This window comes from Acidithiobacillus thiooxidans ATCC 19377, from assembly GCF_009662475.1.
Taxonomy (GTDB): Bacteria; Pseudomonadota; Gammaproteobacteria; order Acidithiobacillales; family Acidithiobacillaceae; genus Acidithiobacillus; species Acidithiobacillus thiooxidans.
Map to the genome: position 1 here is coordinate 571,123 of NZ_CP045571.1, position 15,022 is coordinate 586,144.

18 protein-coding genes are annotated in these 15,022 nt (G+C 59.9%); 16 read left to right on the forward strand and 2 right to left on the reverse strand.

Features of this window, described 5'->3' with window-relative positions:
* The 8 genes from GCD22_RS03060 to trbB all read left to right on the forward strand — a co-directional run bounded on the left by GCD22_RS03060 (position 1) and on the right by trbB (position 6,213).
* Positions 1-945, forward strand: a complete 945-nt coding sequence (locus GCD22_RS03060) for an LPD7 domain-containing protein (RefSeq protein WP_153940382.1) — start codon at positions 1-3, stop codon at positions 943-945.
* Between the two features lie 64 nt (positions 946-1,009).
* Positions 1,010-1,801: a hypothetical protein gene (locus GCD22_RS03065; protein ID WP_153940383.1), complete on the forward strand. Its 792-nt coding sequence runs from the start codon at positions 1,010-1,012 to the stop codon at positions 1,799-1,801.
* Positions 1,801-3,351 carry a DUF3363 domain-containing protein gene (locus tag GCD22_RS03070; protein ID WP_153940899.1) on the forward strand — a complete coding sequence of 517 codons (1,551 nt, stop codon included), beginning with the start codon at positions 1,801-1,803 and terminating at the stop codon, positions 3,349-3,351. Before GCD22_RS03065 ends, GCD22_RS03070 begins: the two co-directional genes overlap by 1 nt.
* A gap of 279 nt (positions 3,352-3,630) precedes the next feature.
* Positions 3,631-3,927, forward strand: coding sequence for a type II toxin-antitoxin system RelE/ParE family toxin (locus GCD22_RS03075; RefSeq protein WP_153940384.1), 297 nt, complete (start codon positions 3,631-3,633; stop codon positions 3,925-3,927).
* A gap of 3 nt (positions 3,928-3,930) precedes the next feature.
* Positions 3,931-4,230 carry an addiction module antidote protein gene (locus GCD22_RS03080; protein WP_012536655.1) on the forward strand — a complete coding sequence of 100 codons (300 nt, stop codon included), beginning with the start codon at positions 3,931-3,933 and terminating at the stop codon, positions 4,228-4,230.
* 99 nt (positions 4,231-4,329) lie between these two features.
* Positions 4,330-4,644: a hypothetical protein gene (locus GCD22_RS03085; RefSeq protein WP_153940385.1), complete on the forward strand. Its 315-nt coding sequence runs from the start codon at positions 4,330-4,332 to the stop codon at positions 4,642-4,644.
* A 151-nt stretch (positions 4,645-4,795) separates the two neighbouring features.
* Positions 4,796-5,248, forward strand: a complete 453-nt coding sequence (locus tag GCD22_RS03090; RefSeq protein WP_153940386.1) for a hypothetical protein — start codon at positions 4,796-4,798, stop codon at positions 5,246-5,248.
* On the forward strand, positions 5,245-6,213 hold the full coding sequence (gene trbB / locus GCD22_RS03095; protein ID WP_153940387.1) for a P-type conjugative transfer ATPase TrbB: 969 nt from the start codon (positions 5,245-5,247) through the stop codon (positions 6,211-6,213). The genes GCD22_RS03090 and trbB overlap by 4 nt, the downstream gene beginning before the upstream one ends.
* Before the next feature lie 42 nt (positions 6,214-6,255).
* On the opposite strand, the gene GCD22_RS03100 is transcribed toward trbB, so the two are convergent.
* Positions 6,256-6,663, reverse strand: a complete 408-nt coding sequence (locus GCD22_RS03100; protein WP_153940388.1) for a type II toxin-antitoxin system HicB family antitoxin — start codon at positions 6,661-6,663, stop codon at positions 6,256-6,258.
* On the reverse strand, positions 6,660-6,857 hold the full coding sequence (locus GCD22_RS03105) for a type II toxin-antitoxin system HicA family toxin (protein WP_153940389.1): 198 nt from the start codon (positions 6,855-6,857) through the stop codon (positions 6,660-6,662). Before GCD22_RS03105 ends, GCD22_RS03100 begins: the two co-directional genes overlap by 4 nt.
* Positions 6,858-7,138: 281 nt before the next feature.
* On the opposite strand from GCD22_RS03105, the gene GCD22_RS03110 reads away from it, so the two are divergent.
* The 8 genes from GCD22_RS03110 to GCD22_RS03145 all read left to right on the forward strand — a co-directional run bounded on the left by GCD22_RS03110 (position 7,139) and on the right by GCD22_RS03145 (position 14,932).
* Positions 7,139-7,525: a TrbC/VirB2 family protein gene (locus GCD22_RS03110; protein ID WP_153940390.1), complete on the forward strand. Its 387-nt coding sequence runs from the start codon at positions 7,139-7,141 to the stop codon at positions 7,523-7,525.
* 57 nt (positions 7,526-7,582) lie between these two features.
* Positions 7,583-7,906: a conjugal transfer protein TrbD gene (locus tag GCD22_RS03115; RefSeq protein WP_244947564.1), complete on the forward strand. Its 324-nt coding sequence runs from the start codon at positions 7,583-7,585 to the stop codon at positions 7,904-7,906.
* A complete protein-coding gene (locus GCD22_RS03120; RefSeq protein ID WP_153940392.1) occupies positions 7,906-10,440 on the forward strand; it encodes a VirB4 family type IV secretion/conjugal transfer ATPase in 2,535 nt (844 codons plus the stop codon). Before GCD22_RS03115 ends, GCD22_RS03120 begins: the two co-directional genes overlap by 1 nt.
* A 2-nt stretch (positions 10,441-10,442) precedes the next feature.
* The gene (locus GCD22_RS18325; RefSeq protein WP_227487822.1) at positions 10,443-11,588 is read left to right on the forward strand and encodes a hypothetical protein; all 1,146 of its coding nucleotides are present in this window, start codon (positions 10,443-10,445) and stop codon (positions 11,586-11,588) included.
* Between the two features lie 82 nt (positions 11,589-11,670).
* Positions 11,671-12,411 carry a P-type conjugative transfer protein TrbJ gene (trbJ, locus tag GCD22_RS03130; protein WP_031575548.1) on the forward strand — a complete coding sequence of 247 codons (741 nt, stop codon included), beginning with the start codon at positions 11,671-11,673 and terminating at the stop codon, positions 12,409-12,411.
* A gap of 11 nt (positions 12,412-12,422) precedes the next feature.
* On the forward strand, positions 12,423-12,677 hold the full coding sequence (locus GCD22_RS03135) for an EexN family lipoprotein (protein ID WP_031575552.1): 255 nt from the start codon (positions 12,423-12,425) through the stop codon (positions 12,675-12,677).
* 13 nt (positions 12,678-12,690) lie between these two features.
* On the forward strand, positions 12,691-14,463 hold the full coding sequence (trbL, locus tag GCD22_RS03140; protein ID WP_153940393.1) for a P-type conjugative transfer protein TrbL: 1,773 nt from the start codon (positions 12,691-12,693) through the stop codon (positions 14,461-14,463).
* An 85-nt stretch (positions 14,464-14,548) separates the two neighbouring features.
* A complete protein-coding gene (locus tag GCD22_RS03145; protein WP_227487821.1) occupies positions 14,549-14,932 on the forward strand; it encodes a hypothetical protein in 384 nt (127 codons plus the stop codon).
* The last annotated feature ends 90 nt before the right edge of the window (positions 14,933-15,022 follow it).

Below are 15,022 nucleotides of genomic sequence, written 5' to 3' on the forward strand. Positions count from 1 at the left end.
ATGGCAGCACAACTGGATCACCTTTTGTCCTACGGCCCTATGGATGTAGTGGCCAGCAATGATGAGAAGAACCCAGGGCTTCACATCGTCCACATGGACGCGGAAAACCGCGCGTTCATTCCCCAGGATGACCCGCTGCATCGGGAAATCCGGAACCTCATTGACAAAAACCCGCATAGCAAAGGCTTTGTGGCCAACCAGATCCACGCACGTCTTGAGCAGGAGGGGCGCTGGGATGGGCCGGGGCATGATGCCGAGGGCCTGAGTTTCGGGCCATCCCTGAACCCGGAGAAGGAGAAGGGCGAGGCCCTGAATGTCGGAGAGACTCTGGTCCAGGGGACTGCAGGGCCAGAGATTGCGGAACCCGCACAGCCAGCGCCTGAAAAATCGGTTGAAGCGGAAATCGCGGACGCGACCGGGAAAAAGCCCGATCAGGAGCCGCAGCAAAAGACGATAACGGAACCCGACCCCCTTGCGGATTGGCCAGGGACATCCCAGAAGTCCCCTGAGCCGCTCATGCCGCCGGAGAAACCACGATTCGAGCGCAAGAATCCGCCGGAAGTCCTCTTCGCCAATCCCAAAGGCAAGCCCTATGTGCTGGATCATGGCGACAAGGTGACGGTGACGAACCGCGCGATGCTGGGCCTGGGGCATGAAGCAGCGGAGAAGCGGCAAAAAGCGGTCGAGATTGGCCTGAAGGCCGCCGTGGACCGATTTGGGGAGCCGGTGCGCTTCCAGGGCAATCGTGCCTTCCTGGAAGAGACGGTGAAAGTTGCCATGGAGCGTGGGATTGCCCTGGAGCCTGGCAGTCCAATGGCCAGGGACATCTACGAACGGGCGATCAAGGAGCGCGGGAATCAGCTTGGCCCGTCGAAGGATGCCGCCCCATATCGGGCGCCGGAGAAGAAGCGAGAAGTGGACAAGGGCAAAGGCATTGGACTCTGAGGCCGGTTATCCCTCTGCGCGCTGATCTATACCCTGTCGATGTTCTTGATGACAGGGTATGGCCATGGATGAACTGGACGAAATCGCACAACTGGAGGCATCAGGCCAAAAGCTGATGGCAGAACCTGTTCCCCCGCCGCGAAAGCGGGAGACGGCAGATGCAAAGCGGGCGTCCACCGCAGGGCGCAAGCCCCTTGCAGGGCGCAGCCCCAGAATGGCAGAGCGGCAGCCGATTACGGAGGGCGACTCCGCCCATGTCGAAAGCCTGCTCGCGGAGATCCGTGATCGCCTGGATCTCCTGTTGCAAGCGAATGACCCGTCGCAGGGAGGCCTTCCTGAAAATCCGCAGCCCCCCATTGCCTCGGCGCCGGATCTTTCGGTCACTGTCGCCGAAGAGTCCGATGAACTTCGAGAAGTATTCCCGCATGAGGATGCAGACCTGCCGGCAGCGGCCCCCGCGAACATCATGGTTTCCGATCCGGATATGACACGGTTGCTGGCCACTGTTGAGGACCGGGTGACCCGTCATGCGCTGTCCCATCATTCCTCTGTCGTCGTCCTGCTGGGCTGGGCGATGGCTCTTCTGGCAGCGGGTCTGGGCATGGGATATGGCTATATCGTCGCGTCTGGTCGGTATCCATTCTGGGAGCCGACCACCCATAGCGGCGTCCTGCCCAGGATTGCCGCCGCATATCTCGGCGCCCCGGTTGGGGTGGTCCTGCTTCCCCTGGCTGGGGCAATCATCTGGGAGGCGAGCAAGGAAGCCGGCGGTGAGAAGCAGCAAGCGATATGGAGACTGGCGGCTATCGGGATATTTCTCGCGGGTATCGCGCTTCCCTTGTCTTCGCTGTTCTGATGAAACCCAAAACACCACCTGGGCAAACCCGCAAGGGGCGCTTTCTCTCATCCACGGAAACGCTGGATGATCAGCTTTCTCCCGACCGATCCCCGCGGGGGCACAACCGCCCGGTCGCATCCCGTGTTCACAACAAGGTGCATCGAGCAAGGGGGAAACACGGATCTGGAGCGGCACGCTCCCTGATCAAGAGCCTGCTTCCTCATGTCGGGAGCAATTTCTACAAGGCCCCGTCGTCCCGAGGGCCGGCGTTGCAGCCTGCCGGGCGTCGCTGCACGGTAAAGGTGTCCTATGTGCGGAGCAAGGGGCCGGATCAGTGGCAAGCCCATGGCAAGTACCTGAGTCGTGAAGGCGCGCAGCAGGACGGCGAGAAAGGCCAGGGCTTTGACCGGGATTCCGAGAGCGTCAACTTGTCGTCGCGTTTGTCTTCCTGGCAGGAAGAGAACGACCCGCACCTGTTCAAGGTCATTCTGGCACCCGAAGATCCACTCCGGCCAGAGGCGTTGCGGGATCTGACGCGCCGATTCAATGCGCGCATCCAGCGACAGATCGGGCGGGATTATGAGTGGGCGGCCATCGACCACCACAACACCAGCCACCCACATGTTCACTTGCTGATTCGTGGCAAGGGCAAGCTGGAACTGGAGCCGGATCTGATTCGGCGGGGAATGCGTGCCGCAGCCCAGGAGATTCTCACGGAAAGCCTGGGCTACCGCAGCGAACGGGAAATCCAGGCGGCGCGGGAGCGGGAGCTGGATCAACGGCGCTTCACCAGTCTCGATCGAGGGATTCTCGACAAGGCGACGCCCGCGCCGCAAGGCGGCCGCCTGCAAGGCTATTCACTGGTCGATGAATCGCCTACCCACTTATTGGATGACAAAGTGCGCGAAAACCGCCGACTCCGGCTCGCCCGCCTGGAAAAGCTCGTGGAATTTGGGGTGGCCGACAAGATCGGGGCGAATCTCTGGCGACTGGAGCCCGGTTGGGACAAGGCCCTCAAGGAACTCCAGGTATTGCAGACCCGGACGAAGATGCTGGCCGAGGCGCGGGCTTTGATGACGGAGCCGCGCTGTCCGCCACAGGTCACCAGGATTCGGCCAGGCGACCGCCTGGTGGGACGTGTGCTGGGTACGGGGCTGGATGAGCAATATGACCGGAGCTTCGTGCTCATCGAGGGCGTCGATAACCGGGCGCATATCGTCTACCAGACGGGATCGATAGAGAAAGCCCGTGGACGGCAGGAACTGGGGCTGCGTCATCTCGTCGCCCTCACTGGCCTCGACCGTGGCGTTACCGTCAAGGACTACGGTATCGAGATCCCGGACCAGGGCTGGAAACGGACAGAGATTCCCGAAGTGGCACTGGATGACCAACTGGCGCATGAACGACGGAATCCGCCCAAGGAAATGATGGACCCGACTAGCGGCTTTGCGGCGGAGTGGCACAGACGGCTTCTGGATCAGCGCAAGCAACAAGAGAAAGAACGGGCACGACAGAAAAAACAGGCCCGGGAACAGGCAAAGCCGCAGCGGGGATCGGAGATCGAGTAGCGATTTGGGAGCGGGAATGGACAAAATTGGGGACTTCGCGTTCAGTGTGTTGGTATACACTTGCTACTGGATCAGCCTTGGCGTGAAAAGGCGTCAAGGCAGCGCCGAGGATCGTGTTTTGCGATACCAGTCCGAAGTATATGGCTCCGTGATTTCGATACCCTGGGTGAACCGCCTGCTGGCGGGCTTCGGGATGGTTGTACGGTAACTGAGCGGCGTACTCCTCACAACCGGACCCAGCGGCTTGACAGGTGTATAATTTGGGATACACTCCTCCACATGATCAGCATCAAAACGACGGCGACTTTTGATCGCTGGCTCCATGGCCTGCGGGATCGCAGGGCGAGGGCGCGCGTTCAGGTGCGAATCGATCGCATGGAGTTGGCCCATTTTGGCGACTGTGAACCCGTCGGAGAGGGCGTATCCGAGATGCGTATCCATTACGGTCCCGGCTATCGGGTGTACTTCAAGCGGTTTGGCCTGGAACTCGTCGTGCTTCTGGCCGGAGGCGACAAATCCACGCAATCGGCCGACATTGCCCTAGCATTGAAGTTGGCACGACAACTGGAGGGGTGAATCATGGAAAAATTGGAATTGCACACATGGGACAGTGCCGAGCACCTGAAAACCGAAGAGGACATCGCGGCTTATCTCGACGCCTGTTTTGAAGAGGCGGGGGATGACGCGGCCTTCATCGCCAGGGCGCTGGGTACCGTTGCCCGCGCGCGCGGCATGACCCGGCTGGCCCATGACGCCGGCATGGGCAGGGAAAGCCTCTACAAAGCCCTTTCCGGAGAAGGCAATCCCAGTTTTGCCACCATTCTCAAGGTAGCCAAAGCCTTGGGTGTGCGCATTCGCGCCGAAGCTCTGCACGTCTGACCGGATCATTGCTGGGGTCATTCCGGCATCCTGTCGGCGGCTTATCGCATCCAATCCTCTGCCACAGGTGTTTTTTGCAGTCATAGTGTCACCACCACGTTGTCGGCGTTGATCTCGCTGGGCCTTTCGATCCGCCCGGACTACGCCGCATTTGAAGCTGGAAAATCGTTTTTGTTTGCCTACGGATTTCTGGTGCTCTCTTCCCTGTATGCTGCGCAAACTGCGCCTCGCTTTTTGGAGACGGTAATTTTGGCGTTTTCACTCTATTTCGTGCCAGTCGTATTTCAAGGGGTACTTGCCGCCTTTGGCGAATGGAGTCAGAAACGAGACGATCTCATGGCCTACCCGATGTCTGTTTTTTTGCGGGATATCCGAATCCTCGAAAAGCAAAGAAAACTATTTTCCTTTGATTGAGGGGCGGGCTTTCGTTCGCATAGGATCCCAGCGCAGATCCCTTTGCGCATGGCCCAGTATCCGTCCCGCCGAATCTGCTGCTCCCTGGGGCAGCTATCGTCTCCGCGCCCGATCTATACCCCAATGGAATAATAGCTATAGGGGTAAATTCATGGCACTGCCCATCACGGTAAAAATCAAACTCACAGGCAGCTACGCAGACAAGGTGCGGGTGGCGAGCGCATCCCGGCGCATGTCTTTGGCGGCACTGACCGCCGAGTATGCCATGCGCGGGCTCGACGCAGAGGCGGAAGATGGCAGCGAACTGGCCGGTTTTGAGCGTCGGATTGCGGCAACCATACTGGCGTCCAGAAGCGATCTCGAAGCTGTACAGGCCGAGCTCGACACTCTGGCTGCGATGCTCGACACCTTCGTCAAACTCATGCTGGTTCACCTGCCAGAACCGGGCACGGAGAAGGAGGCAACCCAGGCTTCCGCGCTGGCCCGGTATGAACGATTCATCCAACAGGTCGGCATGGCCTTTGAAGGCGACCGGCCGCAGGCCCTCAAAAAAATCGGAGAGCTGATTCAGCAGCGGATCGAAACGGCGGAGGAAAATCAGTGAACATCAACGCGCACGATCAGCAGGAACAGCAGGCCCATGCCCGCCGGATCGAGCAGATGCGGCGGATTCTTGGTCTGGAGATCGCAGCCCTCTTTGATGACACGGGTGTCGTCGAGATCATGGCCAACCCCGACGGACGGGTCTTCGTCGAGCGCCTGGGGTCGGGTATATCCCACCTGGGCGAGATCGATGCAAGCCGTGTCCAGTCCCTGTTAGGGCTCATGGCCGACTACCTGCATACCACGGTGAGTCGTGATCGGCCTATCGTCGAGGGGGCCATGCCCATCGAGTTCCTGCGCAGCCGCTTTGCCGGCGCGATTCCGCCCATGGTGGAGGGTGCGTCTTTCAGTATCCGCCTGCCAGCCCGTTCGGTGTACACCCTCGATCAGTACGTTGAGGCGGGCATCATAACTGCGGCGCAGTTGGACACCCTTTCCGATGCCGTGCTCTCCCGCAAGAATATCCTGGTGAGCGGTGGCACGGGATCGGGCAAGACCACCCTGGCCAACGCCATCATCGACCGGATCTCCAGGCTGTCAGATATCGGTACCCGCATCGTGATTATCGAAGATACCCGGGAGCTCCAATGCACCGCTCCCAATGTGGTCCAGTTCCTGACCGACGATGATGCGGGCATCGACATGACGCGTCTCTTAAAGCTCACGCTGCGTTATCGGCCCGACCGCATACTGGTGGGCGAGGTCCGCGACAAGGCGGCCTTGGCGCTGCTCAAAGCCTGGAACACGGGACACCCGGGCGGCATCGCCACCCTGCACGCCAACAACCCCGAAGCGGCCTTATTGCGTCTCGACCAACTCTGCCAGGAAGCGGGTGTTCCCGCACAGCAGACGCTGATTCATGAGGCGGTGGACATCGTTCTACAGATTGCCCGTGACCCGAATCATCCTGCCGGCCGCAGGATTTCGGCCATTCTTGATGTGAAAGACGGCGTGCTGATCTCGTGATTCCTCAAACGAAGTGACGTTTTTCTCGCCAATCAGAGGTAGTTAAGAGGCCTCGCGGCGCAACGTCGCTAGGGCCGCGCGAGCCAGAAAACCAGAACGGCTCTCGTGACGGCTTTTGGCCGCCTCATCCACACGTCGCAGCACTCGTGCAGGCAAGGTAATATTGACTCGCTCCGCCTTGTCGGAGAGGATCGCTGGGTCCACATCCACCAGCGCCCATATCCAGTGAGCAAACTCCGGATTGGCCTGATGCTCCGTGATGGATTTAGGTTCTGGAATATCTCCGCCCTCATCAATCTGCACCTCCAGCCACAGTTCGATGGCTTCCTTGGCCATTTGGATGGCTTCGTCTAGGGTGTCCCCGGCAGAGAAACAGCCTGGCAAGTCAGGAACCACTACCCCAAAGGCATGGGTCTCATCCTCAGATTCAATAGCGATTGGGTATCTCATTTGCAGTTGCCCTCCTTAAGTCCGGCCTGCTTCAAAAGTTTGTGGAGCAATCCTGTGCCCAGGTCTTTACGCGGATGCGGTATCGAAAGATGCCCTGGGTGATCGGGATGCACATAGACGTGATGCGAACCTTTTGTGCTTCGATGCAACCATCCCGCCGACTCCAGGCATTTGATCAGTTCTGAGCTCGTCATGGTGTGTATTATACACACAGATTTCCGCAAGTCACTGTCGGGAGACTAACGGGCAACCCTCCATTTCCCTCGTTTTGTGCAAGGGGTGTATTCATGGATGTGCGTGCAACTTATTGTCGTCTGCGCCCGTGCGCTTCTGGAGTCCCGGCAGACCTTGGATGGCCAGCCTGGCAATAGCGAGCGACTGCGCGAACTTCCGGTGTAATGCAGGGTATACCAAAACCCGCCGATCTATACCCGCGCAAGGACAAATGAGTGTCCGTCCACGAAAGGGTGTTCACATGAAAAAGCGGTTGAAGGCAATATTTTCTGGAGTTCGCAAGGTCAGCGCGGCGGGCCTGATGGTCCTGGCCCCCGGCATGGCGTTCGCGTCCACGTCCGGCGGTGTGTTTTCTCCCATTGCGGGGCCGCTGAATACGGTCCTGACCGGTATGCAGGACATGGGCGGGCTGGTCGCCGCTGGCGGCGTGGTGTCTACGGGCCTTGCCTGGTGGCATGGCGGCGAGCACAAGAAGGCCATGATGATTGGCCTGGGTGCAACGGTCGGCGGCATTGCCATGGCCAATGCGAAATCGCTCGCCACCAGCATCACCGGCGGTGCCACGATGGGGCATGTGGGCATTATGGGCCTCGCCGCATCGCATGCCCTGCACGTCGTGGGGCTCTAGGCCATGGCGGCGGAGCTTACCCGCCGTCTCCCGCTCCACCCCTCCCTGACCAGGCCCATGCTCGTCGCTGGGGGTGAGCGGGAGGCCACATTTGCCCTTTGGTTCGTCTGTCTCTCTATACCGATTCTGGTCTCTCTCTGGTTCATCCCGGTGGGTCTCATCGTCGGCGGAGTGGGGCAGTCGTTTCTGCGTTTCCTGGCAAAACACGACCCGCAATCCTTTGGCGTTGTGCGTCGCCACTGGAGCCAGCAATCCGTCTACCTGGGCGGGGCCAGCGCTTATGCGCCGGTCAAATACAAGGCCCCCAAAGAACAAACGCAAAGTGCCGCGTCTGGTGGCGTGCTCAGGGCCTTATCGAAACTCATGAGGAAGAAGAAATAATGCGCTCCCTGAAACAGTACCGCGATAAGGCCCTGGGCCTTCCCGATCTTTTGAACATCGCTTTTCTGGTGGATGGCTGGCAGACGGATGCCGGGGAAATGGCCATCGCGCTGCAAAAAGACGGGAGCTTTCTGGCGGGGTTCCGCTATGACGGACCTGATCTCGAAAGCCAGTCCACGCAGGATCTGGAGGCGCTCTCGGCCACCTGGAACAATGCCATCGCTCGACTGGGCACGGATTGGGGCGTGCATGTCACGGCGATTCGCGAGCCGGCCGACGGCTATATCGACGAATCGGAGTGCGCCTTTCGCGACCCGGTGTCGCGCCTCATCGAGGCCGAGAGACGGGCGCAGTTTGGATCGGAAACCAATCACTATGTGAGCCGCTATGCCATCACCATCACCTGGCGAACGCCCATCGATGCTGAAGTACAGTTGGCACAGTCCATGATCCAAAAGAAAGCCGGTAAACAACCCGAGCAACTGGCCGATGCGGCATTCCGGGACACGCTGGCCCGCTACCGGCAGATGATCGAAGTCATCCTGGGTATTTTCAGGCACGGATACCGGGTGAAGGCCATGGATGCCGATGCCCTGCTTACCCATGTTCATGAGTGCCTGACCGGGGCCACGCATCGCGTCAATGCGCCCCGCATTCCAGCGTATCTGGATGCCCTTATTGGGCACCATGATTTTGTTGGCGGGTTGGAGCCGTCCATCGACGGGGAAGAGATCCGCGTCGTAACGGTTCTGGGCTATCCAGGCATGACCTTCCCCGAGATGTTGGAGAACCTGCATAGCCTGCCCTTTCCCCTACGCTACACGCTCCGCTTCCTGCCCCTCGATCAGTCTGATGCGGTGGCGGATATGGCGAAGATCCGGGATCGCTGGTTTGGCTCCCGGGCCAACATGAAGTCCCTGCTTACGGAGAAGATGACGGGCGAAGCCCAGGGACAGTTGTCCGCCGACGATACGGTGGTAAACCTCGCCTATGACGCCAAGCAGGCCGTCAATGAGGCGCGGGAGGGCGCTGTGAAGTTTGGCAACTTCACGCTATCCGTCGTGCTGCGTTCCGCCAATGAAAAAGTGCTCGCTGATCGGATAAAGGCGATCAAGACCTTCTTTGACAATGCGGGCTATGTCGCCCACCTGGAAACGACCAACACGGTGGAGGCTTTTTTGGGGAGCATCCCCGGTCATCTCTATGAGAACATCCGCCGGCCCCTGATGCACTCGCTGAATTTTGCGGATTTCGCGCCCAAGACGGAGATCTGGGCCGGTGAAGCGCGTTGCCCGAGCCCACTGATGAAACTGCCGGATGGCCGAAGGGCCCTCGCAGGCGGCAAGGCCCCGCCCCTGCTGTACGCGGCGACCACGGGAAATACGCCGTTCCGACTGAATCTCCATGTGGGCGATCTGGGGCACAGTCTGGTTGCCGGCATGACCGGGGGCGGAAAGAGTACGCTCCTGGCCCTGTTGGCGGCGCAATGGCAACGCTATCCAGACAGCCGGGCGATCGGCTTCGACAAGGGTATGAGTCTCTACGCCCTCACCGAGGCGATGCGGGGGCAGCATTATGACCTGAACGGCCCGACGTCCAATCTGTGCTTCGCACCCCTGCAGCACGTCGATGATCCGGCAGAGGCGGCTTTTGCTGCCGATTGGGTGGAGGCGTTGGCCACCTTGCAGGGCATGACGATCACCTCTACGGAGCGTTCGGCCATTCGTGACGCCGTGCATGGCCTGGCCCGGGAATCCGGACGATCGCTCACGGCGCTGGTCCAGATGATCCAGAACCGGGGAATCAAGGATGCCTTGCAGTATTACACCCTGACCGGGCAAACGGGGAAGCTGCTTGATGCCGAGAGCGACGGACTGTCGATGGCCGATGCCAGCATGATCACTTTCGAGATGAGCCACCTGATGAATGGCAGTCCGGCGGAGCGCCGGGTAACGGTTCCGGTACTGCTGTATCTGTTCCACCGGATCGAGCAGATGCTGGATGGGCGGCCAACCCTCATTTTGCTCGACGAAGCCTGGACCTTCCTGGACAACGAGATGTTTCTGGCGAAGTTGCGGCAATGGCTGAAGGAACTGCGGAAGAAAAATGCCGCCGTCGTTTTTGCCACACAGTCCCTGAATGACCTCAAGAACAGCCCGTTGCTCCCGGTCCTGAAGGAATCCTGCCCGACGAAAATCTTCTTGCCCAATCGGGCAGCCTCCAGTCAGGACCTCAGACCCCTGTATATCGACATGGGGCTGAATGATCGGCAAATCGATCTGTTGGCGATGTCCACGCCGAAGCAGGACTACTACCTGTCCACACCCGAGGGTCAGCGCCGGATTCAGTTTGGCATGGGTCCGGTCACCCTGGCTTTTTGCGGTGTCTCCGATCCGCGTGAGGTCAAGCGGGTAGCGGAGCTCAAGACACAGCACGGCGATCGCTGGCCGATAGCGTGGCTGAAAGAGTGTCTGTCACCCAGCATCCGGGATGGTTGGGTGAGCTATGCGGAGTCCCTTTACCAAGGAGAGTGAGCATGAAAAAGCAGATCGAAGTGGCGGTTCTTGGGTCCCTGTTCGCGGTCTTGCCAGTTTGTGCGCTGGGCGGCGATTCCGCGACGATAGCGCAGCTACAGGCGGAGAACGCCGCGATAATCGCAGGAAACCTTTCGGTGAACCCACAGGCGTCATTGCAGGCCATTCCCCAAGTGGGGCAGGGGGTTGGAACCGTATCCTCCGAATTGCAGGCCGTCCAGGCGGACAATGCACAGATCCAGCGGCTTGCGAGTGATTGGGGGAACGTGCAGCAACAGGCCGCCAATTATGCGCAGGTTGCGTCTTACGCCAGACTCTCGGGCATCGGTCCGCGTGTTCAGACCCCATTCGGCATTGAGCAATGCCATAACGTGCGATGGGACGACCAGATCCGGCAACTGATCACGGGCGGATTGAATCTCGCGGGAGATGCGGAGGCGGAAGCCTATGCCATGCAGGCGATCGACACGCAGATTGTGCAGGATGTCGCCGACCTGATGAACGCCCAGGCCCGCCAGGTGTTGAAGACCTCGTCCGCGCCGAGCCTGGCCACCGTGCAGGCGGAATCGAAACGGGTGGAATCGGCGGCCGATGCCCTGGACCGTCTGCTGAACGGGGTGGGGCAGCAGATTGCGGCCGCCTTTGGGCCAAACAGTACGTTCCAACCGCTTCCTCTGGCGGGCAACTCGCACCCGGGCATTGGTAGTTACCCGAATCTCTCGGCGGTGCAGTGGATTCCGGGACCCGATGATGGGGCACCGATTGGCTGGTACCTGCGGTATTCCAATGATCTATTCCCGCGACTGGAAGATCGTTGCCCGACAGGATCGGCCAGCATTCCCGAGATTTCGGCGTCCACCATTCTGACTTCTGCCCAGCAGGCGGTGACGGATGAACCGGCTCTGGCGCCTTTGCTTGCCAGCCTGGAGGGCGGGTCCGTGTGGAGCCTTGCTGGGGGCGGCCATGCTGGCGGCAGCCTCGCGGCGGCTGGGCCTTTGATGGGTGGGCAGTACACAGAGCGGACGCAATTGGTGAAGGCGTTGGGGTACGACATGAATCAGGTCAGCAACTACATGGTGCCCATAAACGGCGACGTGGCGAATTTCGCGGCCCAGGCCAATACGCTGACGCAATCGCTATCGCAGTAGGCGACAGGCATCTCCACCCAGCTCTGATCTATACCCATGGAGTCCAGATCATTGCGCCGGGATCGGCGCAGGGAGGTTTTCTATGAGCATCCAAAGCAAGGCCGTCTTTTTGGGCATGAGCCTCGCTCTATTACCAGCGCCCGCCTTCGCCGTCAGTGAAATAGCCGGGGCCACTTTCCCAGAACAGATTGTACAGGAAGCAACGTCTGTTGAGCAGTTGGCGAAGCAGGCGCAGGAAGTGACGACACAGATCAGCATGTATGCCAACGATATCGAGCGCTATCAGAACATGGTGACCAACACCATGGATATGCCTGCGGGCGTGTTCGCGCAGATCTGGAATCCGCTGGTGGGATCCATTCAGAAGCTCACGTCCATTTACAGCCAGGCGCAGGCCCTGGGTTATGCCGGGCAGAATATCGGGGCACAGCTGGCCCAGGAGTATCAGGGAGCGGGCAGCTCCATCCAGAACCTGTCCTCCGTCTATGCCAACTGGAACCAGACGACCAACACCGACATGGAAGACGCCTTGCAGTCCCAGCACTTGGCGGCGGCAAACTTCGCCACTCAGGACTCGTCCATGCAGACGATTCAGAATGAAGCACAAACAGCTCAGGGCCGGGAGCAGGTGGCCGCTGCCGCCGTGGCTGCGGCCAACGTCACCACCAAGTCGATCCAGCAACTGGAGCAGATCACCATGGCTGGACAGGATGCGGTACTGGCGTATCAGCGGCAGAAGAAGGCGGAAAAGAACGTGACTGCGCAAGAAGCGTCAGACGGGCTCTTTTCCGGTGGCACGAACAACCCAAGTCTTTTGCCTTGAAGGAGATGATGATGAAAAAAGCCCTATTGCTCGCAGTACTAGGCGCCATGTTGGCCGGTTGCGCACACCAGCCAGTATACACCGCGCATTATTATCGGACGCACAAGGCAGCGCTCAAAAAGGAAATTGCCTTCTGCGCGAAGGCTGAAAAGCTATCGGATAGCGAGGAAAAGAACTGTCGGACGGCGCACGAGGTACGGTCGGATGAAGAGGCGGCAGACGGACTCTTCTCTGGCGGCACGAACAACCCTGCATTGCTGCCATAAAGAGGTTGGGCTTATGCGTGGACTACGCAGGTTTCCGTGGGTCGTGGGCATGCTTCTGGGTGCCGTCCCCGCCATTTCATTCGCAGCGGGTTCGGGATCGTTGGGCCAGGTACAAAGCCTTTTGCGAGGCAAAATTCTTCCCTGGCAAAGTGTCATGCAAACGGCGGCCACGGATCTGTTCTACGTCCTGGCGGCGGTCGAGTTCTCCGTCCTCTTTTTGAACCATGTTCTGCAAAAGCGTGGGCACGAAGATCTCTTTGCCGGTATCATCAAGAAGGTGGTGACGCTGGGGTTTTTTCTGACCCTGCTGGACAACTCCGGGACCTGGATTCCCGACATCATCAATGGTCTGGCCGGTGGAGCGCACGCGCTTGGAGTGACGGCTGTGACGCCCGGGCAGATCGCGACGGAGGCTCTTCAGGCATTTCTCGGGATCGTGCTGTCTCCAATAGCTGCCGCCACCCACAACGCGAGCAATACCTTCAGCGACATTTTCAGTGGTAACTTCTCTGCGGCTTTCTCTTCTGCGGCCAAAACGGTCGCCAGCAGCAATCCGGCATCGCTCCTGGTAGAGACCCTCCTGGCGGGGATCATTGGTCTGCTGGCGGGGATGGGTATTCTGGTCATGGCCCTGGAGTTCCTGATGGTCCAGATCGAGAGCTACCTGGTGATCGCCCTGGGCGTGATCATGCTGGCCGGCGGCGGGCTGCGCTGGACGGCAAAGTATGTCGGCAGTTACTTCGATTACGCCATCAACGTGGGTGTCCGTCTTTTTGTCCTGACCGCGCTGGCGTATCTGGTGACCTACAGCATCGTGCCGCTGATCAAGACGATCCTGGAGAACGTCACCAATCCGCTCCAGGCGGGGTTCGAGGTGCTCATTCTGGGCGCGGTGATCGCGCTGCTTCCCCGAAAGGCTTCGAGTATTGCCAGCAGCCTGCTTTCCGGCCAGTCCAGCTTCTCTGGCGGGGAGCTTGCGAAAGAGGGCGGGATGATCGCCGGTGGTACGGTAGCGGCTGGAGCGGGAGTGGCGGCCCTAGGCGTTGGTGCGGCTGGCGGTCTCACCGCTGGTGGACTCTCCGCAGCGGCGGGCGCTGGAGGCGGTGCAGCCGGAGGCGCTGGCAGCCTTGCAGGCGGCGGCCTTGCCGGAGCCGCGGGTGCGGGAGAGACCAGCGCGGCGGCTGGTGTGGCGGCCCCGGAAGCTGGAGCGATGTCCGCAGGTGGTGGTGCGAGTTCCGGCGCGGGCGAGGGGAACGCTGTCCCTGCCCCCAGCGCTGGCGGTTCGACGGGTGATGAGGCTCCACAGGCATCCAGGGCTGTGCAGGCTCCAGCGACCAGCACGCAATCCACTGGCCAGCAAAACCCATCCAAGGGTGTCGAGGCACCGATCCAGGAAGCTGGAAAGGAAGCGGGCCAGGATAAGCAGAACGATCAGGAAATGAGCGCAAGCGAACCCTTTGCAGGGGGTGAACCCCATCCCGATGCGCCGCCCGCTCCGGTCAATGCGGTTCCGACTCCTAAGCCCGTCAGTGCGCCTTCCGGCGGTGGCGGTCAGGGAAGCACGGCGGCTCCGGCTCCGAGCGCGCCCGCAAGTGGCGGTGCCACGATGGACGATGTGGTCGAGCAGATGAAGCAGATGCAGGGGCAGCCGAAGGGGGTGGTGGATAAGGTGAAGGAGGACTTTGCCGATAGATTTCAAAAACATGTGGAGGAAATAGCTACAACAAAATCAAATCAAGTCCAGAAGAACGCCATAGATACCAGTCACCCAAGAGATTTTGATTGATGGCCTGCTCTTGACATGGCGGGATATCCGTGACGGTATACCACTAACAACGGGATTGGCAGAGCCACGGGCCAGGATATCTGAAATGACCGCAACGATTTTTCGTTATAAACCTAATGGCGAGCGGGACCATTACCTTGAGCAGATAGAACGCGAGGTGGCGGAGCTTCACGCCCGGCCTGGGGACGGCGAGCTTTGGGCGTATATCTTCAGCCTCCCCATCAAGGCCCTCGCCTTCGTCCTGTTCCTGCCCTTCCGCTACGGCTACGGCAAGCATTTCCTGTTCCTGATTTTTGTGGCTCCTCTGCTGCTGATATTCGGGTGGGTGGCGGTGGAACTCGTACTGAAAATCCACGCGGAGCCTCAGGTGTTCCTGGCCCACTGGCAGGCGCATGTCATCCGGCACCCGGCAGCGGTCCATTGGACCTGGCTGGTCCGGGATCTGACGCAGACATTGGCTGCGGCGTGACATGATTGCACCCGACCCTGTTCCTGACGTACCGGGATACATTTGCGGACACTCATCCTGTAGCGGCCCTCTGGACCTGATTGGCTCGGA

Excerpts from the sequence above, each read along its gene's own strand:
- GCD22_RS03090 (WP_153940386.1), top strand. The coding sequence starts at position 4,796 with ATGGCACTGCCCATCACGGTAAAAATCAAACTCACAGGCAGCTACGCA.
- GCD22_RS03110 (WP_153940390.1), top strand. The coding sequence starts at position 7,139 with ATGAAAAAGCGGTTGAAGGCAATATTTTCTGGAGTTCGCAAGGTCAGC.
- GCD22_RS18325 (WP_227487822.1), top strand. The coding sequence starts at position 10,443 with ATGAAAAAGCAGATCGAAGTGGCGGTTCTTGGGTCCCTGTTCGCGGTC.
- GCD22_RS03145 (WP_227487821.1), top strand. The coding sequence starts at position 14,549 with ATGACCGCAACGATTTTTCGTTATAAACCTAATGGCGAGCGGGACCAT.
- GCD22_RS03070 (WP_153940899.1), top strand. The coding sequence starts at position 1,801 with ATGAAACCCAAAACACCACCTGGGCAAACCCGCAAGGGGCGCTTTCTC.
- trbL (WP_153940393.1), top strand. The coding sequence starts at position 12,691 with ATGCGTGGACTACGCAGGTTTCCGTGGGTCGTGGGCATGCTTCTGGGT.
- trbJ (WP_031575548.1), top strand. The coding sequence starts at position 11,671 with ATGAGCATCCAAAGCAAGGCCGTCTTTTTGGGCATGAGCCTCGCTCTA.
- GCD22_RS03120 (WP_153940392.1), top strand. The coding sequence starts at position 7,906 with ATGCGCTCCCTGAAACAGTACCGCGATAAGGCCCTGGGCCTTCCCGAT.
- GCD22_RS03060 (WP_153940382.1), top strand. The coding sequence starts at position 1 with ATGGCAGCACAACTGGATCACCTTTTGTCCTACGGCCCTATGGATGTA.
- GCD22_RS03080 (WP_012536655.1), top strand. The coding sequence starts at position 3,931 with ATGGAAAAATTGGAATTGCACACATGGGACAGTGCCGAGCACCTGAAA.
- GCD22_RS03105 (WP_153940389.1), bottom strand. The coding sequence starts at position 6,857 with ATGACGAGCTCAGAACTGATCAAATGCCTGGAGTCGGCGGGATGGTTG.
- GCD22_RS03100 (WP_153940388.1), bottom strand. The coding sequence starts at position 6,663 with ATGAGATACCCAATCGCTATTGAATCTGAGGATGAGACCCATGCCTTT.
- GCD22_RS03135 (WP_031575552.1), top strand. The coding sequence starts at position 12,423 with ATGAAAAAAGCCCTATTGCTCGCAGTACTAGGCGCCATGTTGGCCGGT.
- GCD22_RS03075 (WP_153940384.1), top strand. The coding sequence starts at position 3,631 with ATGATCAGCATCAAAACGACGGCGACTTTTGATCGCTGGCTCCATGGC.
- GCD22_RS03115 (WP_244947564.1), top strand. The coding sequence starts at position 7,583 with ATGCTCGTCGCTGGGGGTGAGCGGGAGGCCACATTTGCCCTTTGGTTC.
- GCD22_RS03065 (WP_153940383.1), top strand. The coding sequence starts at position 1,010 with ATGGATGAACTGGACGAAATCGCACAACTGGAGGCATCAGGCCAAAAG.